Genomic DNA, 26,626 nt, shown 5'->3' with positions numbered 1-26,626 from the left:
GCTACTGCGTCGCCTCCGGGGGAATTCCCAACGGCTCCACCGTGTCTTGCGCGATGACGCGCACTCGGATGACGGCGCCATTGGTCGAGTTCTTCACCGAAATGACTTCGCCGCGCTTTCCAGACTGCAGCGCCTCGGCAGCGACATGCACCTCGACGCCCGCGTTGCGCGCGACGATGGTGACCTTCGCGTTGCGTTTCACCAGCACGCTCTCGTTCAACCACCGGCGGTCGACCAACTGTCCGGCGCGCATGGCGCGCCGGCTGGTTTTGCCCGCGACATCTTCAATGTTCGCCAGCGCGCCCGGAGTGGCGGTGACATCGCGCCTCTCCAGCGTCAGAGACGATGCGTCGATAGGGCGGCCGGCTTTCAGATCTTGTGTCGCGACGACTACGTCAGCGGCAATGGTTGCTCGGACCACGACCTCGCGCTTCTCACCGTTACACAACACGGCGAACCGCATGCGCGAAGGATGGCGTGCGTCGATTGTTTCTATACGCGCATCGTCCGGACACCCACCGAGATTTGCTGAACTGAGTTTCAGCTTAAGTTGCGGGTTCGTCCAGCCGATGGAGTCTGCGTATCGCGACACGTGTTCTCGCGCCACGCGTTCGACTGCGTTTTCCACCGCACTCGCGGACCACGCGTCGGAGGCGGGCAGCGCAAGCGAGAACAGCAATGTGTAGACGAATGGTTTCATAAGCATCGCTGACCAAGATGGCCATCAACTTCGACAAAGCTCTGGGCCTTCACGCCGACGCTCTGCGTCTGCGTGCCGACCGCACGCGCATCCTGGCGTCCAATCTCGCGAACGAGAGCACGCCCGGCTATCAGGCGCGCGACATCGATTTCGCCGCGAGCCTGGCTCGCGCCACGGCCACAAGCGAAGAGGCGGGTCTCACCCTCGATACCGGTGCGCCCGAGACCATGTATCGCGTGCCGAATAATCCGTCAGCAGACGGCAATACCGTCGAGCTGGGCGTGGAGCAGGCCGCATTCTCGCAGAACGCATCCGACTTCCAAACCTCTCTGACGTTCATCGGTATGAAGCTGCGCGGCCTGGCCAAGGCGATCGAAGGCTGAGGCAATAGAGGAATAACGCATGTCGTTTCGTGAAATCGCCAATATTGCCGGCTCGGCGATGACCGCACAGAGCGTGCGGCTCAACACCGTCGCGAGCAATCTCGCCAATGCGGACACCGCGGCCAGCAGCGCCGAGGAAGTCTATCGCGCCCGTAAGCCGGTGTTTGCAGCTCTGTTCGAAAGCAATGCCACCGACGATGCCGCGCTCGCCGGCGCTCGCGTGCAGGTGCTCGATGTCGTCGAAAGTACCGAGCCTGTGCGTGAGTCGTACGAGCCGGGCAATCCGCTCGCCAATGCCGAAGGCGTGGTGTTCTACCCGAATGTGAATTCCGTGGCCGAGATGACCGACATGATGTCGGCGTCCCGCGCCTTCGAGACCAACGTGGAAGTGCTGAACCGGCTCAAGTCCATGCAGCAGTCGCTGCTGCGGCTGGGCGAGGAGTAATCGTGACCATCGGCACCAACGGAATCGATTCCGGCGCGAATGCCGGCAACTCGATGACCAGCGCCATCACCGGCAACGGCGAGATGACGCAGTTGTTCACGAGATTGCTGGTCGCGCAGATCCAGAACCAGAATCCGCTCGAGCCCACCGATCCGAGCCAGTTCGTCAGCCAGCTGACGCAGCTCACGCAGGTGGAATCGATGCAGCAGATGGTCGCTCAAACCGGCGCCAGCGCCGCCATGCTCGAAAGCATGCAGGTGATGGCGCTCGGCGCGCAGGTCGGTTCGAACGTCACCGCAGTGACGGATCGCGTCGTGCTCGACGACGCGACAGTCTCGGGTCAGTTCACGCTGGATTCGAGCAGCGCCTCGGTCGCGCTGGTGCTGGAGAACGCTTCCGGTCAGCAGCGCCGTATCGAGCTCGGCACGCAAGCGGCGGGCCCGGTCGATTTCCAGATCGATCCTCAGGAGCTGGGTCTTGCGCCCGGCACGTATTCCATGCGCGTGGAGACCGCGACGAACGAGGATCCTGCCATCGAAGTGCAGGGCACCTTGCAGAGCGTACGCATCTCCGCCACCGAAGGCGCAGTGCTCCAGGTCAGCAACCTGGGCAGCATCGGCGCCAGCGCCATCACGGCCTTCAACGGCCGGTCTCAATAAGTCTCTTCAGGAGCGCCCATGAGCTTCAATATCGCACTGTCCGGCATCAACGCCATCAACACCGAGCTGAACGCGATCAGCAACAACATCGCCAATGCCGGCACCTATGGTTTCAAGTCCAGCCGCGCGAACTTCGCCGCGATGTATTCGGGCACGCAGGCGATGGGCACCGAGGCGTCGTCGCTGACTCAGAGCATCGACATCGGCGGCGGCATCCTCACCACCGGCCGCAGCCTCGATGCGTCGTTGCAGGGTCGCGGCTTCTTTGTCACGCGCGATACGACGGGCGCTGAGGTTTATACGCGCGTCGGCATTTTCTCCGTCGACAAAGACGGTTATCTCTCCGACAGCTTCGGCCGCCGCGTGCAGGGCTATGCCGCTGTGGCGAACAGCACGGCGCTCGGCGCTTTCGGCGATCTGCAAATACCGACCGGTCAGATCCCGGCGCAGCCCAGCACGACGTTGAACTATGTCGGCAACTTGTCCGCCGATTGGACGGTGCCGACCGTGGCTCCCTTCGACAGCACCGATCCGCAGTCCTTCAATGGCTCGATGGTGTCGGTGGTGTATGACTCGCTGGGCGTCCAGCACAGCGTCACACAGTACTTCGTGAAGACCGGCACCAATCAAGTGACGGTTCATTACAGCAGCGACGGCGTCGCTCTGCCGACCACTACCGTGCTCGACTTCAACACCAGCGGTCAGCTCGTCGCTCCGGCCGGAACCGTGCCGCTCGCGTTGGGCACGCCTCCGGGCGCGGCTCCGCTGACGCTCGATGTGAGCTACGCCGGCACGACGCAGTCGGCGGGTGAGGCGACGACGACCACGAACGCCACCAATGGTTATGCCGCCGGCACGTATCTCGGCCTGCAGCTCTCCGAAGATGGCGGCGTGATGGCCCAATACAGCAACGGTGAGAAGCAGCGCGTTGGCACGCTCGCCGTTGCCACGTTCCCAGCCGAAGGCGCGCTGATCCCGATCAGCGACACGGCCTGGACGACCTCGACGGCGTCCGGTGCTCCGTTGTATTTCACACCAGGCTCGGGCATGGCGGGCACGCTGACTCCGGGCTCGCTGGAACAGTCGAACGTCGACATGACGGCGCAGCTGGTCCAGCTCATGAGCTCGCAGCGTAACTATCAGGCCAACACCAAAGTCATCGCGACCGAAAACGAGATGATGCAGGCGCTGATGCAGGCGGTCTGAGCGCGCTCATGGACGCATTGATCTATACATTGATGAGTGGCGCCGAGCGCAGCATGCGCGCTCAGCGCATTCACGCCAACAATCTCGCGAACCTCGAGACTGGCGGGTTTCGCGCCGATCTCGAGCTGGCGACCAGTCAGCCCGTCGATACCGGTTATGGCTACGACTCCCGACATATGAGTCAGTTGCAGGCCAACTCGGTGTCTTCGCGCGAAGGCGTGTTGCGTCAGACCGGCCAGGATCTCGACGTCGCGATCTCTGGCCAGGGCTTCTTCACCGTGCAATTCGGTGAGGGCGAGGCGTACACGCGTGCAGGCCACTTCATGGTCGATCAAGACGGGCAGCTGACGCTTGACGGTCGTCCGGTGCTCGGTGACGGCGGTCCGATCGTTCTTCCGCAGTTCTCTCGCGTGCAGGTCGCGAGCGATGGCGTGATCTCGATTCAAGCGCCCGGACAGGTTGAGACGCAGCAGGTCGATCGGCTGCGTCTGGTGAAGCCCGATCCTGCAGCGGTCACCAAGAATTCCGCCGGTTTGCTCGTCTCACGTAGCGGCGAGCCGTTCGCGGCCGATGAAACCGTCACCGTTCGCAGCGGCCATCTCGAAGGCAGCAACGTGTCCGCCGTCGAGGAAATGATCGCCGTCATGAGTCTCACGCGCGAGTTCGAGATTCAGATGAAGTTATATCGCGCCGCCGACGCCATGGCCGAAGGCGGCAACCGCCTGGTCGGCGGCTAACAGATGAGTTTGGAGCTCCCATGAATCCAGCAATGTGGATCAGCAAGACGGGCGTGCAGGCGCAGGACGCCAAGCTGCAGGCCATTGCCAACAACCTCGCCAACGTGAACACGGTCGGCTACAAGCGCGATCGCGCAGTGTTCGCGGACTTGTTTTATCAGGTCGAGCGTCCGCCTGGCGCCCGCAACGACGACAACACCGTATCGCCGTCGGGCGTGCAGCTCGGCAACGGCACGCGCCTGGTCGGCACGCAGAAGGTGTTCACCACCGGCAACATGCAGACCACCGGTCAGACCTACGACGTGGCGATTCAGGGCCAGGGCTTTTTCCAGGTCGAGCAGTCGAACGGCGAATTCGCATACACGCGCGCCGGTGCTCTGACCGTCAACGATGAGGGCCGCCTCACGACTGCGACGGGTATGCCCATCGCGCCGGAAGTGACCATCCCCGTGAATGCCACCAACGTCGTCATCGGCGAGAACGGCGAAGTGTCGGCCAACGTGCCGGGCAACACCGAGCCGGTGCAGGTCGGTCAGATCACGCTGGTGAACTTCATGAATCCCGCGGGCCTGCTCGCGCTCGGCGACAACCTGTATCAGGAGACCGTCGCGAGTGGCGTGCCCACCGAAGGCGTTCCGGGTCAGGACGCATTGGGCAAGCTGAAGCAGGGCGCGCTCGAAGGTTCGAACGTGCAGGTGGTCGAAGAAATGGTCGACATGATCGCCGCCCAACGCACGTACGAAATGAACACCAAGGTGCTGACCTCGGCCGACAACATGCTCCAGTATCTGGCTGCGGCTGTCCGGTAATGCTCATGAGCGTTCGTCACTGGTCCGCCATCCTTGTCGTGCTGCTGCTGTCGGGCTGCTCGATGCTGCCGCGTCAGAAGCCAGCAGAAGAGGAAGCCGCATTGCCGACGTTCACCGCGCTTCCCAAGGGAACGTCGGGCGGTGTGTTCACGGCAGAGCGTCCGTGGGCGTTGGTGGCGGACGTGCGTGCATTCCGTCCCGGCGACGTGCTGACGGTGGTATTGCAGGAAACGACGCAGGCTCGCAAGAGCGCCGATACCAACATCAGCAAGAGCAGCAGCGTCGAGATCCCGAACTTCACCATCGGCCACAGCACTATCGATGCGAACACCAGCATCTCGGCCGACCGTGAGTTCGCCGGTGGTGCGACCAGCACTCAGCAAAACGCGCTCCAGGGCGCGTTGACCGTGATCGTGCAGGAAGTGCTGCCGAACGGACTGCTGCGAGTCCATGGCGAAAAGAGTCTGTATCTGAACCAGGGCGAAGAGTTTCTGCGCGTCTCGGGCTTCGTGCGTGCGGAAGACATCGACGCTGAAAATAGAATTTCGTCACAGCGGGTGGCTAACGCACGCATCGCCTATTCAGGTCGCGGCAGTCTGGCCGATGCTAATTCGGCGGGCTGGCTGACGCGCTTCTTCAGCAGTCCGTGGATGCCGTTCTAGGAACCCGATCCATGGTTATGCAGAGAATCTTGCGCGCGTTAGCGCTGACCTTACTGGTCAGCGTGCCGAGCTGGAATGCCGCGGCGAATGTGCCGATGCCTTCCACCAAGCCGCTGCGCTCGCTCGTCAGCGTCGAAGGCGTTCGCGAGAACCAGTTGCTCGGCTACGGCTTGGTGGTTGGTTTGCAGGGCACGGGCGACGGCACGCAGGTGAAGTTTGCCGGTCAGTCCGTGGCCAACATGCTCAAGCAGTTCGGCGTGAAGCTCCCCGAAGGAACCGATCCTCGACTGCGCAACGTTGCGACTGTGATGGTCAGCGCCGTGTTTCCTCCCGGCTACCGTCGCGGCCAGAAGATCGACGTCACTGTTTCATCGATGGGCGATGCGAAGAGCTTGCGCGGCGGTTTGCTGTTGCTCACACCGTTGCGCGCCGCCGATTCAGAAGTCTATGCGCTGGCTCAAGGCAATCTCGTGGTCGGCGGGCTTTCGGCGCAAGGGGCAAGCGGCTCCAGCGTGACTGTGAACTCTCCGACTTCGGGCCGAGTGCCCAATGGCGCCACAATCGAGCGTGAGATCGAGACCGACTTCGACACTCGCCCGACCGTGCTGCTCAGCCTGAAGCTGCCGAGCTTCCAGACCGCCACCAACATCGTGCAGGCCATCAATCGCCGCTATGGCGATGTAGCGACAACGCGGAATGCCACGAGCGTCGAAGTGGCCGCACCGATGGATCCGACCCAGCGAGTCGCGTTCGTCGCCGGCTTGGAGCAGTTGCCCGTCGATGTGGGCAGCTCGCTGCCGAAAGTCGTCTTCAACTCGCGGACTGGAACGGTGGTTATTTCAGAAGGCGTGCGCGTACGCTCCGCCGCGATTTCTCATGGTGGCCTGAAGGTCATCATCAGCGAGTCGCCGCAGGTAAGCCAGCCGAATCCGTTCAGCAACGGCCAGACCGTTGTCACGCCGCAGTCCGATGTGTCGGTCACTCAGGATGAGGGGCGCATGTTTCAGTGGCCCGAAGGCGTGAGCCTGCAGGCCATCATCGATACGGTGAACAGTACGGGCGCGACGCCGGACGATCTCATGGCCATCCTGCAGGCGCTGGATCAGGTGGGCGCGATTGAAGGCGAGTTGACGGTCATCTAAGAACGCCGCCATGTTGAAGGTTACTTCTGTTTCGACGCCGGCTAAATCTCCAGACGAGCAAGGTATTGCTCCGTCCGGCGAGGACACGGCATACCACGCCAAAGTGCAGCGCGCGGCCGAACAGTTCGAAAGCTTCTTCATCAGCCAGATGCTCCGGCAGATGCGCAGTGCCACGCGTGAAATCGCGGGCGATGACAGCGTCTACAGCAACAGCACGCACTCCGACATGCTCGATATCGCGGACACGGCTTTTTCCGATGCGATGTCTCAGCAGCGCGCGTTCGGCATTGCCGACGTGATCGTGCGCCAGCTGCTTCCCCCCGATAACAATAAAATTTAAGTCGCCGACGGCGCTGGTCGCTCTGGATCCAGCAAATGAGCATCATCTATAACGCATTGTCGGGAGCCCTGGCCGCGCAGGCCGCGCTCGCGACCACCAGCCAGAACGTCGCCAACGCGATGACGCCGGGCTATACGCGCCAGGGCGTTCTGCTTGCATCGGTGCAGCCGTTGCAGAGTGGCACGCTGAGCGCGGGCGGCGGCGTCACGGTGCCGGCGCTGCTGCGCTTCAGCGATGGTTATAAGAGCCTGCAGATGTGGAGCGCCGCCTCCGAGCTCGGCCAACGCACCACGAGTCAGCCTTACTTCACTCAGCTCGAACAGGTGATGGGCGACGAGGAGTCCGGCATCAACAGCGGTCTGGACGCCTTCTTTGGCGCGTTGAACGCCGCCAGCGTCGATCCCACGTCGAGCCCGCTGCGTCAGCAGATCATTACCGCCGCCGATGCGCTGGCTCAGCGCTTCAACAGCCTGACGCAAGTGATGTCCAATCAGCGCCAGGCCATCGTCCAGCAGCGGCACACCATGATCTCCCAGATCAACACGCTTACCGGCGACATCGCCGAGCTGAATCGTGAGATCGCAGCCACCCAAGGCACCGGCGTGAATCCGTCCGCGCTGATCGATGCGCGCGATAGCAAAATCGACGAGCTCGCAGGGCTCGTGGCTCTGCAAGTCGTCGACCAGGCCGACGGCACTCGCAGTATTTCGTTACGCGGCGGTCAGCCGTTGGTGGTCGGCAGTCGCGCGGCCACGATGAGCGCGACCAACAATCCAGACGGCTCGCAAACGTTGCAGGTCGCTTTCGCTTCTGAAGCGTTCATTTTGCCCAAGTCCGGTTTGGGCGGTGAGCTCGGCGGGCTGGAAGATTACGAGACCAAGACGCTGTTGCCGATGATCCAGTCCGTCAGCGACATGGCCGAGCAACTCGCCGACGCGGTCAACACGCAGCTGGCAGCGGGCTTCGCGCCGGACGGCACGCCAGGCACGCCGTTGTTTGAGTTCGATTCCACGACGGCCACCGGCATGCTTCGTGTGCGTCCGGGCGTTCAAGGCAGCGAGCTTGCGTTCTCGTCCACCGCCACGGCGGGCGGCAATAGCCAAAACCTTTTAGCGCTGATCGGTCTGCGCTCGCAGCCCGTCACATTGCCGGGCCTGGGTTCAGTGTCACTGGCTGACGCGTCGACGCAGTTGGTCGCGAAGCTCGGCATGGACAGCCAGCAGAACCAGGCAGCCATGGATACCGCGCAGACCGTGCGCAACCAGGCCGAAGAGAGCTGGAAGTCCACCAGCGGCGTCAACACGGACGAGGAAGCCATCAACCTGATGCAGTACCAGCAGATGTATCAGGCCAACATGAAAGTGATCGCGGTCGCCAACGAGCTGTTCAGCAGCACGTTGGCCATCCTGGGTTGATATCAGTATGCGTATCTCCAGCACCCAATATCACACGACGATGAACACGGCCTTGCAGAAGGCCTCGTATCGACTCGAGGACATTCTGCAGAAAATGGCCAGCGGCGAGAAATATTCGCTGCCATCCGAGCACCCCGTGACCACGGTGCGCATGTCGCGTCTGTACCGCGAAGAAGCGGCGCTCGATCAATATCGCGACAACATCCGCGCCCTCCAGAGCCGCCTGACTCAGAACGAGGTTTACCTGACCAGCATGTCCAACGACATGCTGAGCGTGCGCGATCTGCTGGTGTGGACGGCGGACGGCGGAAACACTTCGGAGGACGTTGCAGCCATGGCCGGATCCTTGCAGCCTCTGCTCGACAGTCTGTTCTACGTGGCAAACAGTGCCGATGCGGAAGGTCGATATGTTTTCTCGGGCACGGCGGTCGATTCGCCGGCGGTGACCTACGATCCTGCCGCGCCCGTGGGCGCTCGCTACACCTTTACCGGCAACACTGAACTTCAGAGCGTTGCCGTCGGGCAGGGCATGACCCAGCCTGCGAACGTCACGCTGCCCGAAGTCGCGACGCTGCTCAATCAGCTGGAGCGTGCGATGACGACCTTGCAGGTGCCGGGCGTGAACGTAAACGATCCGGCGGTGCGTGCCGAAATCAACGGTGCGCTCGACGGCCTGGATGCCGCCGTGGAAAGTATCAGTGGTCGTATCGCTGGACTGGGCGGTGCGCAGAACATCATCGCGACGCTGGAAACCAGTCACGCGAATGTGAGCTTGTCGAACAAACAAGCGGCGCTGACTCTGGGCCAGCTCGACTACGCCGACGCCGCGGTGAAGTTGAACGGCTACTCGACGGCGGTGCAGGCGACGCAGAAGGCGTACGCGGAAGTCAGCAAGCTCTCGCTGTTCAACGTGTTCTAAATGCAACTCTCTGTCGTAGATTCCGGTCGCCAGGTCACTTCGCGCAGCGCTGTCGAAAGCGTTTCGCTGGGGCGGACCGAGTCGACCGCGCCGGTCGCCAAGATCGAGCCCATTTCGTCGGTCACGCTCCGCGGCGGACTGAAGGCCTACGATGGCCAATTAAATCGTCAGGTTTCGGGCGCGCAGCAGGCGCTGCAGTTTCTGTCCGAGGCTGATGCGCGTTTGCGCGCGCTACGTAAAGAGCTGAACTCGGGCGATGCAGCTGCCGCCATCGAGAAGTTCAACCAGTTCTGGCAACAGCGATCCGCCGCCACGGCTGGCGCGCTGGATGGGAATCTGAAGTTCAATGCTGACTCGCAGGCGAAACAAGAATTCGCGGTGCGCGGCTTGAGTTTCGAAACATTGCAGAAGGGCGACGCCGAGACTTTGAGCTTCGCCGTCGGCCGCTGGTCTCGCCAGTCCACGTCCATCAGCGTCGATCCGAATCAGTCTCAGACCGCTATCGTCGGCGCATTGGATCGGGCGCTCGCCCCGATGGGCGTCCGCGCCACTCGCGATGCGAAGGGAGAGCTGGCGTTCAGCGTGTCCGAGGCGAAATGGCCGCAGGTGCGCGATTCGCTCGCCATTCGGGGAGGCGGACGCCGCTTTCCCACCGGTCAGTTCAATCACGTCCGCGTCGTTGTGCCGGAGCAGGCGATCCAACCCTCGAAGTGGAGCAGCACCGACGCCGCGTCGACTCGGCGCACCTTGCAGGAAATCGCCAACGCTCAGCAGCTGATTCGTAAATCGCACGGAGATGTTCGGGCCATACTGGCGGAAGCCACGCAGAATGTGGATGGCCGCTCGATTGCCGAAACTCGCGAAGCCGCCCATTGGCAGGATTTCGCCGCCGAATACGCCGACACTCTGGGACGCGGCGACGCCGCCGCTATCGCCGCCACCGCGCCCGCGGTTGCCGGCATTTCGAAACGCACCGTTTCGGCGCTTTTAACCGCCAGTCCAGGAACGACTTAACTTTTGCTAGCATCGGAGCCCGATGTCGCTCCGATGAGGCAAATTACGCGTGGACTATCAATTACGGCTGGCGACCGTCGCCGACGAGCCCGTGCTTCGTGACTTGATCGCTCGCTCCATCCGAGAGTTGGGCGCGGACGATTACAGCCCGGCGCAAATCGAAGCCGCATTGCTCGGCGCGTTCGGCGTCGATACCCAGCTGATTCGCGACCAAACCTACTTCGTCATCGAGGCTGCCTCGGGCGAAATCGTCGGCTGCGGCGGTTGGAGCCGCCGGAAAACGCTATTCGGCAGCGATACCAGAGAAGTGCGCGACGACTCCTGGCTCGATCCTGTAAAAGATGCCGCTCGCATTCGAGCCTTCTTCATAGATTCACGGCACGCCCGTCGAGGACTGGGGCGCATGTTGCTCGATCGATGCGAAGCCGAGGCGGCACGGGCGGGTTTCACCGAGTTCGCGCTGATGGCGACGCTGCCGGGCAAGCGGCTATATGAAGTCTGCGGCTACGTCGGTGACGAGTCCATCGAGCATCCTTTGCCCGGTGGTCTGCACATCACATTCGTGCCGATGACCAAGCGACGCGCTCAGTAAAGGAGAATTGCATGCGCCGGCATCTGAACCTGCGTCGTTCTGTTGCGTGCCTCGCTGTTCTCGGAAGCGCTTCAGCCGCGGCTTCCTCGGTGTTCGTGGATGCGACGGCGACTCATGTTCCCACTGCGAGCGAGCTACATGCGCTGGATGCTGCGTTCGTCGACGTCGATAGGGATAGCGACCTGGACGTGATCCTTGCCGTCGAGGGCGATGTGAATCGTCTTTATATCAACGACGGCAAGGCGAAGCTCACCTGGCGACAGGGCGTTTTCGGCAAGGTCGCGCACGATACCGAGCACGTGCTGAGCGCCGACTTCAATCGCGACAACATCGCGGACGTGATGTTCATCGCCGAGGACGACCAGGTCCATCAGCTGTTCTTCGGCGACGGCAAAGGCGGATTCACGGACGTGAGCGACCGCCTGCCGGCGCGCAGCGAAGGCAATGGTTTCGCCATTGGCGACGTGAACGGCGACGGCTTTCCCGACATCGCTCTCGGCAACTCGGGCAAGGGCGCGCGTAACTTCCTTTGGCTCAGTGATCCGGCCAAGCCGGGATATTTCATCGACGCCACGAGGACGAATCTACCTGACGTAAACGACGCTACGCAGGACATCGCACTCGCGGATCTGGATGGCGACGGCGACCTCGACATGGCGGTCGCGAACGAAGTGCCGCCGAATCGCCTGCTGCTGAACGATGGGCGAGGGCGGTTCACCGAAGCGTCCGACCGCATGGTGCTTTCGGTCCCGCTGCATACACGTGAAGTTCACGTTTTCGACGCCACCCGCGACGGCAAGCCAGACATTCTTTTTCTCAATCTCACCAGCAACGCCGGCCAGCGCGAGCGCGATCCGCAGGCGAGGTTACTGGTCAACGACGGGCGCGGCCGTTTCATCGACGAGTCCGCCCGGCGCCTGCCCACCAACGAGTTCTCCGCCTGGGGCGGCATGGCGGTCGACTTCAACGATGACAAACATCCCGACCTGATCGTCGGCGCCATCGCGGTTCCGGGCTTCAAGCCACTGCAGGCGCGCGCTTACGCCAACGACGGCAAGGGCAATTTGAAGGATGTCACCGCCGATGTCATGCCCGAGACCGTGGTCGGCCGCAGCTGGAGCATGGCCGTCGGTGACCTGAACGGCGACCGTAAGGACGATGTTTTCATCGGCGGTTGGGGCACGCAGGCCCGCTTGCTCTTACGGAAGTAACAACTTGATGGGCTGGATGGGGCGCGTGGCGCGGGCGTTTCCTGCCGTCGCCAGCGCGCCTGTTACTTCCAACGAGTGACTCAGCGGGAGGCGCGTTTCCGTCGCGTGCTCTTCGCAGTCGTCGTGCGGCGTCGACGGCGAGATGCCTGTTTCGCCTGCCGCGAAAGCGCACGATGCGAGGCTGCCGATCTGGGCTCATTGCGCAGCGCCTTCGCGGTCGCACGTCGGCGTCGCGCAGAGGGCGAACGACGCTTGCGACGTCCTTGACCCACTTCCAGATCGCGCTTCGCGCTCTTGCGAGTGCGCCGCGATGTGGTTCCTTCCTCGGGCGGTTGCAGCGGGACTCCAGAGCGACGCGCTTTGGATAAACCAATGGCGATGGCCTGCTTGGCGGAGCGGGCGCCGTGCTTGCCCTCGCGAATGTGCTCCATCTCCTCACGCACAAACTCACCTGCCGCCGTCGATGGCTTCTTGCCTGCACGAAGGTCCGCCTTCGCACGCTGTACCGTGGTCTTGCTAGGCATGGGCTGCTCCTTACGGTCGTGTAGCGAAATTACGAATGTATCGCCGTGAGTGTTCCATCGAATCGACCCGCAGGCCGTAACCTCCCGCGCCGGAGCTCATAGTTTCTTGGTCAGAATCAGCGCCACTGTGCGCGGATTGGCCGGCGTATTCAGCGCACTGTACTCGAGCACCTCGTCGGCAATCCGCGGCGGCTGTTCGTCGAACACGTTGGCGATCACCAGCGCTATCGAGGAATCCGCCAGCCACGCAGAGCCGTTGTCCGGTTCGAAAGCCCAACCGACGGCGACGCTCGCCGTGGTGTACGACCCGATGTGCGCATTCTCTTGACTGGCGCGAACATCAGTGAACCCGGCGCTGTGATAAATCACCGACCCGATGGAGAGCGGTCCGCGTCGCCAACCGAGCATGCCGCTGAATGTGAGATCGGTCGGGTTATAGATCGTGCCGAGTCGCGACACTGGTGGTACGCCCGGCGTGGTCTGTCGCTCCAAGGTCAGGATGTACTGACCTCGGATGCGCGCTGACGCATCGCCGCCGAACAGCGGCGTGGCATAACTCACCTCGAGATCGATTCCGTCGGTGAGTTGAGTCGCGTAGTTCTGAGTTCGTGCATCCGCCACCACCTGGACGCTTGCGATCAGGTCCGCCGGCACTGCTTCGAGATTGGGAAAGATGACGACATCGCCGTTGCCGATGAACGGCACGCCCGAGGCGAAGAAGCGGTTGACCACGGGATTGCCGAGCAGCCCGGCGAGCTCAGCGGCGCTCGGATCTCTGATCGTGAACGACTGAAATCCTGCGTTCGTCAGGATGTCGTCGGGAAAGGGATTCGAAACGCGATCCGTCAGCTTGGTTCGGTAATAGCCTGCGCTGATCTCGAGCCCTTCGAGCAGCGTCGGCGAGTAATCGAAACCTGCGGTGAAGGTCTCCGCATCCTGTGGGACGAGATCGGGATTCGATCCTGCGCGGAACATCGCGAGCGAATAACCTGCCGGCAACCGCGGATCTTGTTCACTGGGATCCAGAAACGCGTCCCGCCGAGCCAGGAACGAGATCTGCTCGGCAACGCCCACTCGATCTCTCAGCTTCGGAATGAGAAAGGACCGTGAGTAGGTCCCGCGCAGGGAGAAGTCATCAGTTACGCCCCAGCGCAGCCCGAGCTTCGGCGATACTTCCGAGCCCATCGGAGCGCCGAAATCGTCATAGCGAGCGGCGGTCGACAGCACCAGCGAACGGACCAAAGGAATGCGCTGATCCGCTCCCACGAACGGAAAGTATGCTTCGGCGAATGCCGAGCTGACTTCGGTCTCGCCACCGCCGTGCTGGAAGAAGATTGTCGCGTCCGTCCGCAATGTTTCACGCCGGTACTGCAGGCCGCCGACGGCTCGGATGCGGCCGCCGGGCAGGGACAGCAACTCCGTCTGGCCGCGTGCTTCGGCTGAGATCAAGCGATTGTCGTGATGACGACGGCCTTGCGACCTGCCGCGACGACGCGTCTCGTTCAACGATTCGTTCTCGTGATAGTCCAGCATCACGTCGAAGAACGTCGCCGGCCCCGCCTGCCATTGCAGGCTGCTGTACACGGAGTAGCCGTTCGATTCAGTGACAAACGTGCGGTTGTTATCCGGCAGCGTCAGCTGGAACGAGCTACGGTCACTGGTGAAGTAGCTGCTTTCGAGGGACAACCGGGCGTCGCCGATCTGCTGATTCACACCGGTGAAGATGCTTTGCACCGTCTCGTCCGGCGTCGCCGTGATCTGATAGTCGTCCCCGAATACGGGGACCGGATCGCCGACCAGAGGCTCACGATCCTGCCAGGCCGCTGCGCCGTAAACATTGCCTGTGGACCAGGCGTGACCCGCAGTGATGCTGGCCTGATATTCGTCGCGATCCACTTCGGTGGCGGATGAGCCGCGCACGCGCATCTCGACGCCGTCGAAGTCGCGGCGTGTAACCAGGTTGACGACGCCAGCGACTGCATCGGCGCCATACGTCGCCGAAGCGCCATCGGGAACAATCTCGATGCGCCCGATGAGCGCCGCGGGGATGAAAGAGACGCTCGGCGTCTCCGTCATTCCGGCATTCGGCAGCCGGCGTCCATTCAACAAAGTCAGCGTCGCATCCGAGCCCAGACCGCGCAGGCTGAACGCAGCGAATCCATCGAACTGATTCTGTGACACCGCGCCCCCGAGTCCCGTGCCGAAACCGACGCCGGTGGTCGCGGCTTCACTCAAGTCGCCAATGAAGTTCTGCGGAATCGTCTGGATGTACTCGGACAGCGAGCCCATACCCGATTGTTCCATGTCCTCGGTCGAGTATGTGAACACGGGGCTCGCCACGTATTCCTTCGGCAGACCGCGAAGGTTGGTGCCCGTGACCACGATCTCCTCGACGTCATCTTTCTCTTCTGCAAAAGCGGGATTAGCGGCAACGGAGCACGCAGCAGCCAGCGCTGCGTATTTCATAAAGTTGAAACGCACGAATTCCTCCCTCCCGAGTCAACTCGGGCGGCAAAGCGGGCATGCGCAACCGTCCGCGCGAGCGAACGCGCAGACCTGTGCGGCACCAATAGATTTAAATTTTCAGGAAACTTCGCAGGATCACGCGCGAGGCGGTGCGCGGCTGCGATACGGGGAGGTGGTGTTGGCGGAGCGTGACAGTTCAGGCTGGAGCGGCGCGGGCGCGGCTTCTGCCAGCCATTCGATGGACGCCGCTGAAGCTATCGGACCTGCGCCAGTCTGAAAGCCGGAGCACAACTGGCAATGGATGCTCTGAACCGGGTTCGCGCCAGCCGTGTCATTGAGGTGACTGTGGGTCGCAATCTCCAGCATCCACGCCAGCAGCGCGAAAATGGCAATGGCGACCAGCCGATGTCTCGATCGGCGGTTGAGCCAGTCCATATGCGGTGCCAGGTGCGACATGCGAAAGCTGCCGGGTGCGCGTCCGCACAGAATATAACCGATCCGGGACCGACCTATGGACAAAGCGGGGGTAGGGCGGGTAAATCTGCCGCATGTCCCATTCCATACGGCGATCCACCATGAAATTGCCCACCCAGCTACTTCGTGTGACCGCTCTTCTGGCGCTCGCTGGCATCGCCGCGCCTGCCTTGGCCGAGGAAAACACCCTGAAGGAAGGCGCTCGCGACGTGGGCCACGCCGTGGGAACCGCAGCCCGCGAAGTCGGCCAAGGCGCGAAAAAGGTCGGCAAGGCCGTAGGCAACGCCGCCAAGGAAGTCGGCCAGGCGGTCAAGGAAGGCGCCAAGGAAGCCAAGAAGGCGATGAAGTCGGAGAAGTAACCCGCGCCTACAATTCGATGAGCGGCTCTGCCTCATAAGCGCGGTGAAGTAAGTCGACAAAAGCCGGCGCCTCGGGTAATCCCACCGAGCCGATCTTTCTCACCGGCACGCCAGGCGTCCACGAATTCATAACCACTGCGCCGCGAAGCTGCGGCAAGTTCGCGAGCGAGATCTCCTGAACGCGCTGGGGAATGCCGAGGCCATGCAGTTGCCGGCGAACGATGCTCATCGTGGTGCCGACAAGCATGGCGGCCTCGGGCCAGACCACCGACTCACCATCCCAAAACGCTAAATTCCAGATCGATGCTTCGCTCAAGCGGCCGTCGCGATCCATGAAGGCAGCGTCATCGAAGCCTTGCTCGACCGCCTTGCGCATGAGGTAGGTCTTGGCGATTTCGCCGACGTGTTTGATGGCGGGGAGCATCCGCTCGTGTTCGAACACAGCGAGCGCCAACGGACCTTTGGGGCCGGACGCGGCCGGGCTCGTGCGAATCAGGACGTGCGGCTCGCTTCCTGTTTCAGTTGAGGTGAACTCGCCGGCTCGCGAGTACATGGTCGCTGTCAACGACGCATCCGTCGGCCCGGATTCGAGCGCCGACCTGAGATGGGCCCGCAACCGATCATCCGACATCGCGCGGCCGAACAGCTCTACCGAAGCCGTGCGAAGTCGTTGCAAGTGAAGATCGAGCCCTCGCACACGACCGCCGCGCACCTGCATGGCCGTGAAGTGAGCGAAGCCCGCGAAGGCGAGGGGAGCGAGGTTGTCGGCGCTGGCCGCTCGGCCATTGATGTGCGCGACGAAAGTGTTGGATGCGGTAGTCATAGCGTCATCCTAGGAATTTGAATCGCCGCCGGGAAACGAGTAGTTTTCGACGCATCGACAAATTTGGCTTGAAGATCGATGAACCGAACTCTGCCGGGCACGCGAGCGCTCCGAACCTTCGAGGCGGCCGCGCGGCACTTGAATTTCACGCGCGCCGCCGACGAGGTGGGGCTGACGCCGGCGGCCGTCAGCTACCAGATCAAGGAGATCGAGGATCAGCTGGGCATCGTCTTGTTTGCTCGCACCAGCCGGAGCATTCAATTGACGCCCGCGGGCACGGTGCTGTTCGAGGCGACGATCGACGCGTTGGCCAGGTTACAGCGCGCCGCTGGTCGCGCGCGGCGCATGGCTCGCGGTTCGAACGAATTGCGGCTGACGGTCGGCCCCAGGTTTGCAACACACTGGTTGCTGCCGCGGTTGCCAAAATTCAAAGCGGCGCATCCAGGGTTGGAGTTGACGTTCGACGTCACCGATCAGCTTCGCGACTTCGACGCGGACGATATCGACATCGCGATCCGCTTCGGCGGCGGCCAATATGCCGGCACCCGCTCGCATCGCTTGTTCGACGCCGTCGTCGCGCCGGTTTGCAGTCCGGCGCTGCTCGCCAACGGCCCCAAGTTGCAGGAGCCGCGCGACTTGTTTCAACACACGCTGTGTTACGTAGACTGCAAAGTCGATGACATGGTCTGGCCCAACTGGCGCATGTGGATGGACGCAGCAGGCTTCAGTGATTTCGACGATAGCCGATGCGTCGCCTTCGCGGATTCGAGCCATGTCGTTCAGGCCGTCCTCGATGGCAATGCGGTCGGCCTGGTGGAGCTGGCGATGATCGCCGGCGATCTGGCACAGGGCCGATTAGTAAAATTGTTCGACGTCGAACTCACCCCCGCACCGGGTTACGCCTATCACCTGGTGTATCCAGACAGCAGCGCCGAAGATCCGCGCGTCGTGGCTTTGCGCGATTGGATGCTGGAAGAGATCACGCGTTCGGCGAGTTGACTCTCGATCCGCTATCATCGCGCTCGCGCCACCGGCGCACTCACCCATCGTTCTCAGGGTTTCCCCGATGTCTCATTCGACGCTCGGATGCGTTCGATCGCTCGTGCCCGTGCTGCTTGCAGCGCTGCTGTTTGACTCTGCAACCGCCGCCACGCCGCCGCCGCCAATCGATGCATTTGCGCGCATGCCCGCGATTCGCAACGTGGCGATCTCGCCCGACGGACAGCAGTTGCTCTTCATTACCGGCGTGGAAGACTCCGAAGCAGTAGTCACAATTCCGGCGACATTCGACGCGGCACGTCGATAAGATCAATACCCCGGTGTTCCTCATCCATGGCGACCGCGACATCCAGGTCGACGTGGAGCACTCGCGCCAGATGGCCTCGGCCCTGAAGGGTGCAGGCAAAGCTCACCGGGCGATCTTCCTCAAGGATGCAACTCACCAGCTGGCTCGTAAGTCGGATCGCCTGACGTTGCTGACGGAGCTGGAAAAGTTTCTGTCGCAGCACCTTGCTGCCGGCAGTTGACATGCAAAAGCCTGCAGGTCAGGCTGGAATTTAACAGTTGGCACTCCAGCTGGAGTCTGAGCGACGACAATGACGCGAGATCTCTTTGCAACTGGCGCGTTGGAACCGCTCGACATTCCCGACGCCGACATCTACTACTCGCCCAACGTGGGTCTGGGCGCTGACCCCGACAGCATCCTGGAAGAGCTCGTCGAGCAAATCCCATGGCGCACGGAGACGATCAATCTTTGGGGCAAGGACTATCAACAACCCCGCTTGGCGGCGTGGTTCGGAGATGCGGACGCGCGTTACACGTACTCGGGCCTGTCGCTCGATCCACTACCGTGGACGAGCTTGCTATCGATGCTCCGGAATCACGTTGAAGCGTTGGCAGGGGCTACGTTCAACAGCGTCCTCTTGAACTACTACAGAGACCACCGCGACAGCATGGGCATGCACAGCGACGACGAGCCCGAACTGGGCACGAACCCAATCATCGCCTCCGTGAGCCTCGGCGCGCAGCGTACGCTGGTGTTGAAACATAAACACAAGAAAGAACTGAAGTCCGTTCTTCTGCCGCTCGATCACGGCAGCTTGCTGTTGATGAAGGGCGCGACCCAGCACAACTGGAAGCACGGCATAAACAAGGTGAGTCAACCGTGCGGGCCGCGGGTGAACCTTACCTTTCGGCGGATATTTTCCAGAGGTTCGGGTTAAGCTGCGCGCCATGTCATCCCTGTCGGCGCTCGACGCACACCTCTATCTACCTATCAGCGAGCAACAGCTGAGCCTCGTATTGGACGAGAGCGTAGATCTCGAGCAGTCCATCGCTACGCTCGATGCGCCACAGCTCGCGTCGTTGATAGTCCTGCATTCCCTGCCGTCGCTTCCGATAGAGCAGGCATCCCGGGCGGAGTACCTGCTCAGCCACGCAATTCAACTCGTCAATGCGCAGACCGCTGAGGTGGGCCTGGCTGACTTTCGACGCGGCCTGAGCTCCGAACTGGAGCGGGTGAGAGTCAACGTGGGATATCGGTTGATCGATGACTACGGAATCGCGTTGCTGGAGCACGAACTGGTTGGCTGGCGCAGCTATCTCAATGAGAACCATGAGTGGGATCCAGGCTTCTGCGAGCGTCATCGACAGCGCCTGCACGAGCCGCTTCAAGGCGTGGTGTTGCCATCGGGTGAGGATCGATTACTGACGAGCCAGCAAAGCGGGGTCTACCGGACGGTGGTCGCGCAATCGGACGATCACTTGCACGTGCAGGGCTATGCCGGCAGCGGTAAATCGCTGCTCATCCACGCGCTGCTGGATTTGTTACGAAGCAAGGAGCGACAAGTGCTCGTGCTGGCTGAGCGGCCGCGTCAGTTGCGGGCGCTGATGGCCGGCATCGAGGGGTTCGATCGGGTCGATGGACTGACCTTTGGTCAGCTGGCCACGCAGATCACGCCGGCCGATTTGATACATAAAGGCCAGCGCGGCATGTACTACGAAAATAACAGCCGCAATCCGATGTATGACGAGGTGATGGTTCGTCATCTGGGCGTGCACCCCGTCGGCGATTTCTCGGCGATCCAGCTCGTTCAACTCGCCCGCAGAACGGTTGCCGCCTTTTGTTCGACTGGAGATAGAGACATCGGTGAGCAGCACTTGCCGGCGGAGCTGCAGGATCCAGTCGCACGACAGGTCGTTCTGCATCATTCGAGCGAGTTGTGGATGGCGACGATTGCCCCTGGCGCCAGTGATTTCCGGCCACCGCTCCGTGCAGTTCATCGCATCAAGCTTGCGGCGCTTCAACAGTGGAAGATTCCAGCGAAGTACACGCATATTCTGCTGGACGAGTGCCACGACTTGTCCAAGCCGCTACTGCAGATCCTGGACGTTAGTCGGCAGGCGGCTATTTCTTTTGGAGATGAGTACCAGCACCTGCGTGGGCGGGCTTACTCCCGCGCCAGCACGATCAGGCGATGTCTCATCACACATTCCGTGCGCTCGGCCAAGGCGATCGAGGCGATTGCCAATCCGCTCATTCAAGCGCATCCAGGCGAGACCAAGGACCCATTTCTCGGGCACCGCAAGTTTCGAGCTGAAGTGATGTATTACTCGGCGCTGGAGATCCCGACTCGGCCAGTGACGATCCTGGCGCAGGATCTGTGGGAACTGTTCGACTGGGCGCAACGGCTGGCGGCGGGGGGGCTCACCATCCGACCATTGAGCGACTTTGCCCGGCTGGGGCAGTGGGTGGAAGACTGCATCGAGCTCTATTCGCGCGGCACTCGTCCACGGGACGCGTCGCTGTTTCGCTTTCATTCCTGGGACGATGTCCGCAGAACCTTGGGGCGGCATCGCGGATTTCAGAAGTTCGATGAGCTGCTGCAGAAGGGTTATCAGCGCGAACATTGGGCTCGGACCGCCAATCACGTCGATCCGCGTGCGAGCGGCGGGTACGCCCTGGGACTGATCGAAGATGTTCGCAACTTAGAGTTTCCCGAAGTGATGCTGGCGCCGAATGTGGTTGCCGATCTTTGGAGCGAGCTGCCGACTGTTCGTGCTACCGCAAGCTCTTTGGTCTACGTCGCAGTCACCCGTGCTCAGCATCGACTGCTCGTGCCGAAGATGCTGCGGGAGTGGATCGAAGAGCGGGGCAGCGCCGCCCCGGTAGTCAGGTACGAAAGCGCTCCACCGCATCGGCCACGGCCTGCCAGATGAGCTCTTCTATCGTCCGCGCACTGCGGCCGTGCACCGCTAGCAAGCGGTAAAACTCCGCACTCGTCAGCGCGAATAACACATCGACAAGATCCGCAGGCGATTTGACTGACTTCATTTGCCCGACGATGGCGGCCAGCAATTTACGGCGGCGTTCGGCGCGCTCGCTCAGAATGGCTCGGGCTTCCTCATCCAACTGACCGAACGCCACGAACTTCGGCATGACTTGCGCGTGCGTTCCCCAGAACTTCGCAAATATTGCCACCGCGCGTCGCAGCGCTTTATCGGGATCCGACTCCGAGAAGATTTGCGGCAAGTCGAACAATCCGCCTTCCTGGGCAATGGCGTCGAAGATCGCCCCCAGCAAGGCTTGTTTGGTTTCGAATTGGTTATAGACCGTCGCGCGCGTGACACCCGCTTCGCGGGCAAGAGCGTCGATCGAAAACGCAGGCACGCCCTTGCCGCCGGTCAATAGTTTTCGTCCCGCCTCGATCATTCGTGCGCGACCTTCATCGACTGAAGCCGCGCGAGCCTCGCTACGATAAACCCTGCGTTTGGACTTGACTGCCATAGATTTCGTTATACAGTGTGTATAGACAATTAAAGCGAGGGATCTCCATGACCACGGTCACGCTCCTGCTCCTGGCCCGCGTGCTTCACATCCTCGGTGGCGTGATCTGGGCGGGCAGCATGTTCGCGCTCTCGTTTGCGATCATACCAATCGCCGCGCGCCACGCCGATGACGGCGCCGGTCGCTGGACGGCGCAGGTTTCGCGCCGGTTGGGGCCTGTTTCGGGAATTTCAGCCGTGGTCACCGTGCTCTCTGGCATGTATTTGTTCGCAACGCTTCACAAGGGTGATATGTCGGTAGGTGGCATCGTACTTGGAGCAGGAGCAGCTGCTGCTGTGCTGTCGCTGCTCGTCGGTGTCCTGATCGGGCGGCCCACCGGACTTCGCATGGCGAAGCTGCAGAGTGAAGGATCGAATCAATCCGCCGCGACTTTGGCGGAGCTCGCATCGCTACGTGGCAGGGTCGCTTGGAGTTCGCGCCTCGCAGGTATCTTGCTTGGGCTCGCAGTTTTGTCGATGGCAGTGTTTCGCTACGCGCCGGCGTTCGCTGCGGCGGGGTAGTAAAGTCGCGATCATTCGGAGCCGCGCGTCGAGGCGTTGTCGATGGCGTCGAGCACCTGCTCTGGCGAGACGTCGCGCCGTAACTCCTCGAGCTCCGGGATGGGCACTTGCGCACCTACTTTGGCAGCAATGGCGTCCACGAGCTGGATGACGCGCGTCAACTCATGCTCGGTGAGCAGGCTGATCTGCAGATCGAGATCCGCTCGCCGATCGGCTTCACGTTGCATGCGGTTCTGGGTGACCAGCACGAACGTGCTCAGAAAGATGGCTTCGACCGAAGCTGCGGTCGCAAGCAATACGAACGTCGGGTCGAACGGCTTCAACGGCGTCCACCCGACGTTCACCACCGTCCAGAGCACCACGATCGCCAGGTGTACGTAAACAAACGGCAGGCTCCCCGCCGCGCCGGTGATCGCGTCGGCGATCCGCTGCTGCCGCGTCCGCGCTTCTTGCTCTCGACTCTGTCTCTGCAGCAGAGCTTCGATGTTCCTCGCCACGACGCTCGGCCCGCCGGGCGGCTGCGTGAAGGTCTGCTGCTTCATACCGACGCGAACGCGCGCGGGTTGAATCGGTTCCTGACGAAGGAGGCGGGGAACGAAGCGGGTAACGCGGCATCGTCACGATCAGGAGTGCATGGGCGGTGATGATGCGCCCACCATGGTCCGAATCCGTGCCATGAACGCCTCCTCCGGCAACGCCCGGCGAAGTTCCGCGAGCATCACGCTGTCAGGGCCAGCCGGGTAGCGCAGCCTGTCATCTTTGCTGGTTGCGGCAGCGTAGACGGCCGCCGCGACATCATCTCCTGTGGTGTAAGCCGTTGGCTCGTTCTGCATCGACGCTAAGTACCGGCCTGCAAAGTCGGCGTAGGCGGCGGGAATCAGATCGCTCATGTTTCCGCGGAAGTTGCTTGCGAAGTTGGTCGTGGGTGCGAAGCCCGGCTGCACGATCTTCACGCGGATTCCGAGCGAGCCGAGCTCGTAGGCGAGCGACTCCGAGAAGCCTTCGATCGCGAACTTGCTTGCGGTATAGGCGGCTACTAGAGGCATCGGCGCAATGCCAACGCTCGACGTCACATTCACGATCGTTCCGGAGCCTCGCTCGCGCAGGTGGGGAATGATGGCTTGCGTCGTCGCGATCACCCCGAAAGTATTTGTTTCGAACACCTGACGCACCGCCTCGTCAGGCGTGGCCTCGGCTGCTCCGAACCAGCCGATGCCGGCGTTGTTGACGATGACGTCGATTTGCCCGAACCGCGCGATGCCCCGCTCGATTGCGGCGGCGATGCTGGACGGATTCGTCACATCTAAGGCGGTCACTAGCAGACGGTCTTTCTCGTCGAGTAGGTGTGGCTGCGGCGAGCGCATGGTCGCCACGACGTTCCAGCCGCGGGCGAGGAACAGTTTCGCGCTGGCCAGGCCGAAGCCGGACGAGCAGCCAGTGATGAGCACAGTAGAGGGCATGTTGGTTTCTCCTTGGTGCTCGGAACAGTAGCTGCGCGGACTCGGACGAGCTATAAGAGCCAGTCCGAGATTCGTTCGAGATCGTCCGAACACACGCCCATGGATGCACTGGCCGCCGTCGTCACCTTGCTGAAGCCACAAACGCTGCTCTCGAAGATCGTGCGGGCAGGTGGGCGATGGGGTGTTCGTTACCCAGCGTACGGCCACCCAAGCTTCGCGCTCGTGCTCAACGGCTCGTGCTGGTTGGCGGCCGAGGGCATGCCTGCATTCACGCTGCATTCGGGCGACTTCATTCTGTTCTCGGCGATGCCGGGCTTCACCTTGGCGGGCGATCTCGAGGTCGAGCCCAAGCAGATGGTGATCCCGCGCCCTGAGGATCACGCGAACGAGGTTGTTCATGGCGATCCTACGATGGAGCCATCCGTGACCTTGATTGGCGGTGGCTTCGCGTTCGACCCGATCAACGCGTCGGTGCTCGTCGATCTGCTGCCCAAGATGCTGCACATCCGTGCCACCGATCCAGCGATCGATGGGATTGCGCCCATCGTCGGACTGATCAAGCGTGAGACGAGCGAGAAGCGCGCAGGGCAGGCGCTCGTGCTGACCCGGTTGATCGAGATCATCTTTGTCGAGGCGCTTCGGTCAGCGCCGCCGGAGATCCAATCTACGGGCCTGCTTGCAGGACTGCGTGATGCGCAGCTCGCAGCTGCTTTGCAGGGCATTCACTCGAGAACATCACATCCGTGGACACTGGAAGCTCTGGCTCGTCAGGCCGGCATGTCGCGATCGTCGTTCGCTGACCGCTTCTCGCGCGTTATCGGCATGACGCCGCTCAATTACCTGCTTCAGTGGCGGATCGCGGTGGCCAAGAACATGCTCGCTCATGAGCAAATGACGGTCGCCGAAGCCGCCTTCGCCGTCGGCTATCAATCCGCAAGCGCCTTCAGCACAGCCTTCAGCCGTGAGACGGGGCGGTCGCCGAAGGAGTTTGTCGAGGAGCACCGGGATGGCGAGTGACTGCGGTGGCGACTCATGTCGGTCGCCTTACGCTAAACGCGCGACGCATGGGCATTCTTCGCTGCGGCCAGATACTCGTTGAATCCCGGCGCGAGCGCTACACCGCTCACCGCTTGCGTCAAAGATTGATGGTGACTGGGATGCCAGTGACGCTGACGGGCAACGGCCAACTCTGACCGGTCTCCTGGTTCTTGATGAACAGGGAGCCGCTGACACGAGCTGACTTCACCCGCCCCAAGGGTCGCCGGCCGAGATTCGCCTGCAATACCACGTTGACGGTGGTCTTTTGGCCCCGAGCGAGTACTTCGAAATCGTCACTTTCGCGGTCGCATTCGGCGACTTTGCGATGGCGGCAGTCAGCGAGCCCATTCAACTGACCCAGTTTGAAGGTCGCGCCATCGCCATCCTCCATCTGCAGACTCAGATCCCGCAGCAGAGCGATGCGCACCGGAGTGGTCCCGGTGTTCTCGATGTTCAAGCCGAGCGTTGCGAGCAGCCAGGTATCTGTCGGGTACCCGGGATAATTCGTGATGACCGCCGTGCTCACGGTCAGCTTCAGAGCACCCGCATTGTTAGTAGCGGTGTTATCGGCTGCGACACCGGCGCATATGGAGATTAGCAGCAAGGCTAGCGGGGTGGTGACCTTGGGCATGTGATTGCTCCTTGACGATGTTGTGAATTTCTCAGCAAGTCGGCTGCCAGCCTGGCAACGGAATCCAGAGCATCCTCGATATTGCCCTGTTGTCTCCGGTTCGATCCGTACGGGCACGAGTTGTCACAGTCCGGTGCGGGTGGATTGCAGCTCGGTGACTCGTCCGCCTGCTCGCACAAAGCAATGCTCGCGTAAGCGCGAATCGTCGTCCCCGAATCCTCGAGGCTGGGTTGCGGCCTGTATCCAGCCGCCACCCGGACCAGCATGCCCTGCGATTGGCCGCCTCGAAGTCGGACGTCCTCATTGATGGCGTTGCTCAGTTTCAAAGCATCGAAGCGATGAAATGGCGCGCCGCAGGGCTCGTCGAGCAGCACGACGAGGTCGTCATGGCTCTGCGCTGTAGCTTCCGGCGTGCTGTCTGGCGTCGGTGCCGAAATGCTCGGTTGCTGGCTAATCGACGGCGCCGGTGGGGAACTGCTCGGGATGGCTTCTATGCTCGACGTTGCATTGGCGGCAGGCGTTTGTGCGCGCAGTGATGGCGATGGCGGCGAGGCGGTTTCCATGCGGGTCGATTCAGAAGTGGCGGCAGCGGGCAATTTTTCCGACGGCGCCATGACGCTCTTGAAATCGGCGAGGATCGCAAGCAACACCGCAACTGCGACTCCTACGATCTTCAGTGCGGCGATCGCCGGCAGGTTTTCGAGTTTGACCTGCCATTTTTTATACAGCGTGTTTTCGCCATCGCCAGGCATGCCGTCACCCATTCCGTTTAGCGCGACGGTATGACCACTCGCTGATTCAGAAGGATCCTTTAAACAAGGATCGGTTTGTGACCTGAGTTGATCCCTGGGTGCTATCGCAATGTAGTCCCGTGGGCTCGGCGATCCCTCGTACGAGCGCCGAAGCCGCCTTCGCTGAAATGCGCGCCCGTGCGTATGTGGTGCGGGCTGGAATTTAACAGTAGACACTCCAGCTGGAGTGCGAGACGCGTTTGCCGGGTCGGTTAATGCGCTCGCGTCATGCAACACTGCTTAAGCGGCGGCGTGATCTTCGTCTTCCAGCAGCGGCTGCCAGCTTTCGGCTCCTATGGCTATTCCGTCCATGAATCCCTTCGCCCAGTCGTTACCGCGTGGGTCGCCATTTTCATCATCGAAGATGAGTGGCAAATACTCGTCGCCCTCGTTGAGGCTCGGGCGATCGTGTTCCAATGTCGCATCGCCAGTTCCATGATCTTGCCCATTTGCTCCGTCGTATCGAACGAACTCATCGAG

33 protein-coding genes are annotated in these 26,626 nt (G+C 61.8%); 22 read left to right on the top strand and 11 right to left on the bottom strand.

The features are described 5' to 3' along the window. Position 1: 1 nt before the first annotated feature. Positions 2 to 700: a flagellar basal body P-ring formation chaperone FlgA gene (flgA, locus tag VGD45_RS23130; protein WP_331157723.1), complete on the bottom strand. Its 699-nt coding sequence runs from the start codon at positions 698 to 700 to the stop codon at positions 2 to 4. A gap of 17 nt (positions 701 to 717) precedes the next feature. Between flgA and flgB the strand changes: the two genes are divergently transcribed. The 14 genes from flgB to VGD45_RS23060 are packed head-to-tail and all read left to right on the top strand — an operon-like array spanning position 718 to position 12,234. Beyond that, on the top strand, positions 718 to 1,083 hold the full coding sequence (flgB, locus tag VGD45_RS23125; RefSeq protein ID WP_331157722.1) for a flagellar basal body rod protein FlgB: 366 nt from the start codon (positions 718 to 720) through the stop codon (positions 1,081 to 1,083). Between the two features lie 19 nt (positions 1,084 to 1,102). Continuing rightward, complete coding sequence (flgC, locus tag VGD45_RS23120; protein ID WP_331157721.1) at positions 1,103 to 1,528, top strand: flagellar basal body rod protein FlgC; 426 nt, start codon at positions 1,103 to 1,105, stop codon at positions 1,526 to 1,528. 2 nt (positions 1,529 to 1,530) lie between these two features. After that, positions 1,531 to 2,187 (top strand): flagellar hook capping FlgD N-terminal domain-containing protein, encoded by a 657-nt coding sequence (locus VGD45_RS23115; protein WP_331157720.1) that lies wholly within the window; start codon positions 1,531 to 1,533, stop codon positions 2,185 to 2,187. An 18-nt stretch (positions 2,188 to 2,205) separates the two neighbouring features. After that, a complete protein-coding gene (locus VGD45_RS23110; protein WP_331157719.1) occupies positions 2,206 to 3,393 on the top strand; it encodes a flagellar hook-basal body complex protein in 1,188 nt (395 codons plus the stop codon). A gap of 8 nt (positions 3,394 to 3,401) precedes the next feature. Then, on the top strand, positions 3,402 to 4,130 hold the full coding sequence (flgF, locus tag VGD45_RS23105) for a flagellar basal-body rod protein FlgF (RefSeq protein ID WP_331157718.1): 729 nt from the start codon (positions 3,402 to 3,404) through the stop codon (positions 4,128 to 4,130). Between the two features lie 20 nt (positions 4,131 to 4,150). Further along, positions 4,151 to 4,939 carry a flagellar basal-body rod protein FlgG gene (gene flgG / locus VGD45_RS23100; RefSeq protein WP_331157717.1) on the top strand — a complete coding sequence of 263 codons (789 nt, stop codon included), beginning with the start codon at positions 4,151 to 4,153 and terminating at the stop codon, positions 4,937 to 4,939. 5 nt (positions 4,940 to 4,944) lie between these two features. Beyond that, complete coding sequence (flgH, locus tag VGD45_RS23095; RefSeq protein WP_331157716.1) at positions 4,945 to 5,601, top strand: flagellar basal body L-ring protein FlgH; 657 nt, start codon at positions 4,945 to 4,947, stop codon at positions 5,599 to 5,601. 17 nt (positions 5,602 to 5,618) lie between these two features. After that, positions 5,619 to 6,743 carry a flagellar basal body P-ring protein FlgI gene (locus tag VGD45_RS23090; RefSeq protein WP_414717600.1) on the top strand — a complete coding sequence of 375 codons (1,125 nt, stop codon included), beginning with the start codon at positions 5,619 to 5,621 and terminating at the stop codon, positions 6,741 to 6,743. Positions 6,744 to 6,753: 10 nt separating this feature from the next. Further along, positions 6,754 to 7,083 (top strand): rod-binding protein, encoded by a 330-nt coding sequence (locus VGD45_RS23085; protein WP_331157714.1) that lies wholly within the window; start codon positions 6,754 to 6,756, stop codon positions 7,081 to 7,083. A 35-nt stretch (positions 7,084 to 7,118) separates the two neighbouring features. Further along, positions 7,119 to 8,498 (top strand): flagellar hook-associated protein FlgK, encoded by a 1,380-nt coding sequence (flgK, locus tag VGD45_RS23080; protein WP_331157713.1) that lies wholly within the window; start codon positions 7,119 to 7,121, stop codon positions 8,496 to 8,498. A 7-nt stretch (positions 8,499 to 8,505) separates the two neighbouring features. Continuing rightward, on the top strand, positions 8,506 to 9,417 hold the full coding sequence (gene flgL / locus VGD45_RS23075) for a flagellar hook-associated protein FlgL (protein WP_331157712.1): 912 nt from the start codon (positions 8,506 to 8,508) through the stop codon (positions 9,415 to 9,417). Next, the gene (locus tag VGD45_RS23070) at positions 9,418 to 10,431 is read left to right on the top strand and encodes a hypothetical protein (RefSeq protein ID WP_331157711.1); all 1,014 of its coding nucleotides are present in this window, start codon (positions 9,418 to 9,420) and stop codon (positions 10,429 to 10,431) included. A gap of 49 nt (positions 10,432 to 10,480) precedes the next feature. Next, entirely contained in the window at positions 10,481 to 11,023 is a 543-nt protein-coding gene (locus tag VGD45_RS23065; RefSeq protein WP_331157710.1) for a GNAT family N-acetyltransferase, read from the top strand. A gap of 11 nt (positions 11,024 to 11,034) precedes the next feature. Next, the gene (locus tag VGD45_RS23060; RefSeq protein ID WP_331157709.1) at positions 11,035 to 12,234 is read left to right on the top strand and encodes a VCBS repeat-containing protein; all 1,200 of its coding nucleotides are present in this window, start codon (positions 11,035 to 11,037) and stop codon (positions 12,232 to 12,234) included. 80 nt (positions 12,235 to 12,314) lie between these two features. Here VGD45_RS23060 and VGD45_RS23055 read toward each other — a convergent pair whose 3' ends face one another. The 3 genes from VGD45_RS23055 to VGD45_RS23045 all read right to left on the bottom strand — a co-directional run bounded on the left by VGD45_RS23055 (position 12,315) and on the right by VGD45_RS23045 (position 15,680). Next, positions 12,315 to 12,758, bottom strand: coding sequence for a hypothetical protein (locus tag VGD45_RS23055; RefSeq protein ID WP_331157708.1), 444 nt, complete (start codon positions 12,756 to 12,758; stop codon positions 12,315 to 12,317). Between the two features lie 96 nt (positions 12,759 to 12,854). Then, positions 12,855 to 15,239, bottom strand: a complete 2,385-nt coding sequence (locus VGD45_RS23050; RefSeq protein ID WP_331157707.1) for a TonB-dependent receptor plug domain-containing protein — start codon at positions 15,237 to 15,239, stop codon at positions 12,855 to 12,857. Between the two features lie 120 nt (positions 15,240 to 15,359). Then, on the bottom strand, positions 15,360 to 15,680 hold the full coding sequence (locus VGD45_RS23045; RefSeq protein ID WP_331157706.1) for a hypothetical protein: 321 nt from the start codon (positions 15,678 to 15,680) through the stop codon (positions 15,360 to 15,362). Between the two features lie 119 nt (positions 15,681 to 15,799). Between VGD45_RS23045 and VGD45_RS23040 the strand changes: the two genes are divergently transcribed. Further along, a complete protein-coding gene (locus VGD45_RS23040) occupies positions 15,800 to 16,057 on the top strand; it encodes a hypothetical protein (RefSeq protein ID WP_331157705.1) in 258 nt (85 codons plus the stop codon). Positions 16,058 to 16,064: 7 nt separating this feature from the next. Here VGD45_RS23040 and VGD45_RS23035 read toward each other — a convergent pair whose 3' ends face one another. After that, complete coding sequence (locus VGD45_RS23035; protein WP_331157704.1) at positions 16,065 to 16,880, bottom strand: aminotransferase class IV family protein; 816 nt, start codon at positions 16,878 to 16,880, stop codon at positions 16,065 to 16,067. A gap of 78 nt (positions 16,881 to 16,958) precedes the next feature. On the opposite strand from VGD45_RS23035, the gene gcvA reads away from it, so the two are divergent. The 5 genes from gcvA to VGD45_RS23010 all read left to right on the top strand — a co-directional run bounded on the left by gcvA (position 16,959) and on the right by VGD45_RS23010 (position 21,098). Further along, the gene (gene gcvA / locus VGD45_RS23030; RefSeq protein ID WP_331157703.1) at positions 16,959 to 17,879 is read left to right on the top strand and encodes a transcriptional regulator GcvA; all 921 of its coding nucleotides are present in this window, start codon (positions 16,959 to 16,961) and stop codon (positions 17,877 to 17,879) included. Positions 17,880 to 17,946: 67 nt separating this feature from the next. Further along, positions 17,947 to 18,186 (top strand): hypothetical protein, encoded by a 240-nt coding sequence (locus VGD45_RS23025; RefSeq protein ID WP_331157702.1) that lies wholly within the window; start codon positions 17,947 to 17,949, stop codon positions 18,184 to 18,186. Between the two features lie 13 nt (positions 18,187 to 18,199). Continuing rightward, positions 18,200 to 18,406 carry an alpha/beta hydrolase family protein gene (locus VGD45_RS23020; protein WP_331157701.1) on the top strand — a complete coding sequence of 69 codons (207 nt, stop codon included), beginning with the start codon at positions 18,200 to 18,202 and terminating at the stop codon, positions 18,404 to 18,406. A 69-nt stretch (positions 18,407 to 18,475) separates the two neighbouring features. After that, positions 18,476 to 19,102, top strand: a complete 627-nt coding sequence (locus tag VGD45_RS23015; protein ID WP_331157700.1) for an alpha-ketoglutarate-dependent dioxygenase AlkB family protein — start codon at positions 18,476 to 18,478, stop codon at positions 19,100 to 19,102. 10 nt (positions 19,103 to 19,112) lie between these two features. Further along, on the top strand, positions 19,113 to 21,098 hold the full coding sequence (locus VGD45_RS23010; protein ID WP_331157699.1) for a hypothetical protein: 1,986 nt from the start codon (positions 19,113 to 19,115) through the stop codon (positions 21,096 to 21,098). Here VGD45_RS23010 and VGD45_RS23005 read toward each other — a convergent pair. Continuing rightward, on the bottom strand, positions 21,052 to 21,666 hold the full coding sequence (locus VGD45_RS23005) for a TetR/AcrR family transcriptional regulator (RefSeq protein WP_331157698.1): 615 nt from the start codon (positions 21,664 to 21,666) through the stop codon (positions 21,052 to 21,054). The genes VGD45_RS23010 and VGD45_RS23005 overlap by 47 nt on opposite strands. A 47-nt stretch (positions 21,667 to 21,713) precedes the next feature. On the opposite strand from VGD45_RS23005, the gene VGD45_RS23000 reads away from it, so the two are divergent. Then, positions 21,714 to 22,226 carry a hypothetical protein gene (locus tag VGD45_RS23000; RefSeq protein ID WP_331157697.1) on the top strand — a complete coding sequence of 171 codons (513 nt, stop codon included), beginning with the start codon at positions 21,714 to 21,716 and terminating at the stop codon, positions 22,224 to 22,226. 11 nt (positions 22,227 to 22,237) lie between these two features. Here VGD45_RS23000 and VGD45_RS22995 read toward each other — a convergent pair whose 3' ends face one another. Both VGD45_RS22995 and VGD45_RS22990 read right to left on the bottom strand, forming a co-directional pair. Beyond that, positions 22,238 to 22,768, bottom strand: coding sequence for a DUF1003 domain-containing protein (locus tag VGD45_RS22995; protein WP_331157696.1), 531 nt, complete (start codon positions 22,766 to 22,768; stop codon positions 22,238 to 22,240). Positions 22,769 to 22,849: 81 nt separating this feature from the next. Further along, the gene (locus VGD45_RS22990) at positions 22,850 to 23,740 is read right to left on the bottom strand and encodes an SDR family oxidoreductase (RefSeq protein WP_349263341.1); all 891 of its coding nucleotides are present in this window, start codon (positions 23,738 to 23,740) and stop codon (positions 22,850 to 22,852) included. A gap of 45 nt (positions 23,741 to 23,785) precedes the next feature. Between VGD45_RS22990 and VGD45_RS22985 the strand changes: the two genes are divergently transcribed. After that, complete coding sequence (locus VGD45_RS22985) at positions 23,786 to 24,703, top strand: AraC family transcriptional regulator (RefSeq protein ID WP_331157694.1); 918 nt, start codon at positions 23,786 to 23,788, stop codon at positions 24,701 to 24,703. A 118-nt stretch (positions 24,704 to 24,821) separates the two neighbouring features. Here the strand turns inward: VGD45_RS22985 and VGD45_RS22980 are convergent, their stop codons facing one another. The 3 genes from VGD45_RS22980 to VGD45_RS22970 form a co-directional block, all read right to left on the bottom strand. Then, positions 24,822 to 25,355 carry a hypothetical protein gene (locus VGD45_RS22980; RefSeq protein WP_331157693.1) on the bottom strand — a complete coding sequence of 178 codons (534 nt, stop codon included), beginning with the start codon at positions 25,353 to 25,355 and terminating at the stop codon, positions 24,822 to 24,824. Further along, the gene (locus VGD45_RS22975; RefSeq protein WP_331157692.1) at positions 25,331 to 26,119 is read right to left on the bottom strand and encodes a hypothetical protein; all 789 of its coding nucleotides are present in this window, start codon (positions 26,117 to 26,119) and stop codon (positions 25,331 to 25,333) included. Before VGD45_RS22975 ends, VGD45_RS22980 begins: the two co-directional genes overlap by 25 nt. Positions 26,120 to 26,386: 267 nt before the next feature. Continuing rightward, the gene (locus VGD45_RS22970) at positions 26,387 to 26,563 is read right to left on the bottom strand and encodes a UPF0149 family protein (protein ID WP_331157691.1); all 177 of its coding nucleotides are present in this window, start codon (positions 26,561 to 26,563) and stop codon (positions 26,387 to 26,389) included. Positions 26,564 to 26,626: the final 63 nt, after the last annotated feature.

Origin of the sequence: Steroidobacter sp. (assembly GCF_036402275.1) — a bacterium.
Taxonomy (GTDB): Bacteria; Pseudomonadota; Gammaproteobacteria; order Steroidobacterales; family Steroidobacteraceae; genus Steroidobacter.
Note: the sequence above shows the minus strand (reverse complement) of the source record. Positions and strands in the feature narration are given on the sequence as shown.

Coding starts and splice junctions, on each gene's coding strand:
- flgC (WP_331157721.1), top strand. CDS start 1,103: ATGTCGTTTCGTGAAATCGCCAATATTGCCGGCTCGGCGATGACCGCA.
- VGD45_RS23035 (WP_331157704.1), bottom strand. CDS start 16,880: ATGACTACCGCATCCAACACTTTCGTCGCGCACATCAATGGCCGAGCG.
- VGD45_RS23025 (WP_331157702.1), top strand. CDS start 17,947: ATGTCTCATTCGACGCTCGGATGCGTTCGATCGCTCGTGCCCGTGCTG.
- flgF (WP_331157718.1), top strand. CDS start 3,402: ATGGACGCATTGATCTATACATTGATGAGTGGCGCCGAGCGCAGCATG.
- VGD45_RS23055 (WP_331157708.1), bottom strand. CDS start 12,758: ATGCCTAGCAAGACCACGGTACAGCGTGCGAAGGCGGACCTTCGTGCA.
- VGD45_RS23085 (WP_331157714.1), top strand. CDS start 6,754: ATGTTGAAGGTTACTTCTGTTTCGACGCCGGCTAAATCTCCAGACGAG.
- flgK (WP_331157713.1), top strand. CDS start 7,119: ATGAGCATCATCTATAACGCATTGTCGGGAGCCCTGGCCGCGCAGGCC.
- VGD45_RS23000 (WP_331157697.1), top strand. CDS start 21,714: ATGACCACGGTCACGCTCCTGCTCCTGGCCCGCGTGCTTCACATCCTC.
- VGD45_RS22980 (WP_331157693.1), bottom strand. CDS start 25,355: ATGCCCAAGGTCACCACCCCGCTAGCCTTGCTGCTAATCTCCATATGC.
- flgH (WP_331157716.1), top strand. CDS start 4,945: ATGAGCGTTCGTCACTGGTCCGCCATCCTTGTCGTGCTGCTGCTGTCG.
- VGD45_RS22975 (WP_331157692.1), bottom strand. CDS start 26,119: ATGGGTGACGGCATGCCTGGCGATGGCGAAAACACGCTGTATAAAAAA.
- VGD45_RS23060 (WP_331157709.1), top strand. CDS start 11,035: ATGCGCCGGCATCTGAACCTGCGTCGTTCTGTTGCGTGCCTCGCTGTT.
- VGD45_RS23010 (WP_331157699.1), top strand. CDS start 19,113: ATGTCATCCCTGTCGGCGCTCGACGCACACCTCTATCTACCTATCAGC.
- VGD45_RS23015 (WP_331157700.1), top strand. CDS start 18,476: ATGACGCGAGATCTCTTTGCAACTGGCGCGTTGGAACCGCTCGACATT.
- VGD45_RS23110 (WP_331157719.1), top strand. CDS start 2,206: ATGAGCTTCAATATCGCACTGTCCGGCATCAACGCCATCAACACCGAG.
- flgB (WP_331157722.1), top strand. CDS start 718: ATGGCCATCAACTTCGACAAAGCTCTGGGCCTTCACGCCGACGCTCTG.
- flgG (WP_331157717.1), top strand. CDS start 4,151: ATGAATCCAGCAATGTGGATCAGCAAGACGGGCGTGCAGGCGCAGGAC.
- flgA (WP_331157723.1), bottom strand. CDS start 700: ATGAAACCATTCGTCTACACATTGCTGTTCTCGCTTGCGCTGCCCGCC.
- VGD45_RS23005 (WP_331157698.1), bottom strand. CDS start 21,666: ATGGCAGTCAAGTCCAAACGCAGGGTTTATCGTAGCGAGGCTCGCGCG.
- flgL (WP_331157712.1), top strand. CDS start 8,506: ATGCGTATCTCCAGCACCCAATATCACACGACGATGAACACGGCCTTG.
- VGD45_RS23040 (WP_331157705.1), top strand. CDS start 15,800: ATGAAATTGCCCACCCAGCTACTTCGTGTGACCGCTCTTCTGGCGCTC.
- VGD45_RS23090 (WP_414717600.1), top strand. CDS start 5,619: ATGCAGAGAATCTTGCGCGCGTTAGCGCTGACCTTACTGGTCAGCGTG.
- VGD45_RS22995 (WP_331157696.1), bottom strand. CDS start 22,768: ATGAAGCAGCAGACCTTCACGCAGCCGCCCGGCGGGCCGAGCGTCGTG.
- gcvA (WP_331157703.1), top strand. CDS start 16,959: ATGAACCGAACTCTGCCGGGCACGCGAGCGCTCCGAACCTTCGAGGCG.
- VGD45_RS23045 (WP_331157706.1), bottom strand. CDS start 15,680: ATGTCGCACCTGGCACCGCATATGGACTGGCTCAACCGCCGATCGAGA.
- VGD45_RS23070 (WP_331157711.1), top strand. CDS start 9,418: ATGCAACTCTCTGTCGTAGATTCCGGTCGCCAGGTCACTTCGCGCAGC.
- VGD45_RS22985 (WP_331157694.1), top strand. CDS start 23,786: ATGGATGCACTGGCCGCCGTCGTCACCTTGCTGAAGCCACAAACGCTG.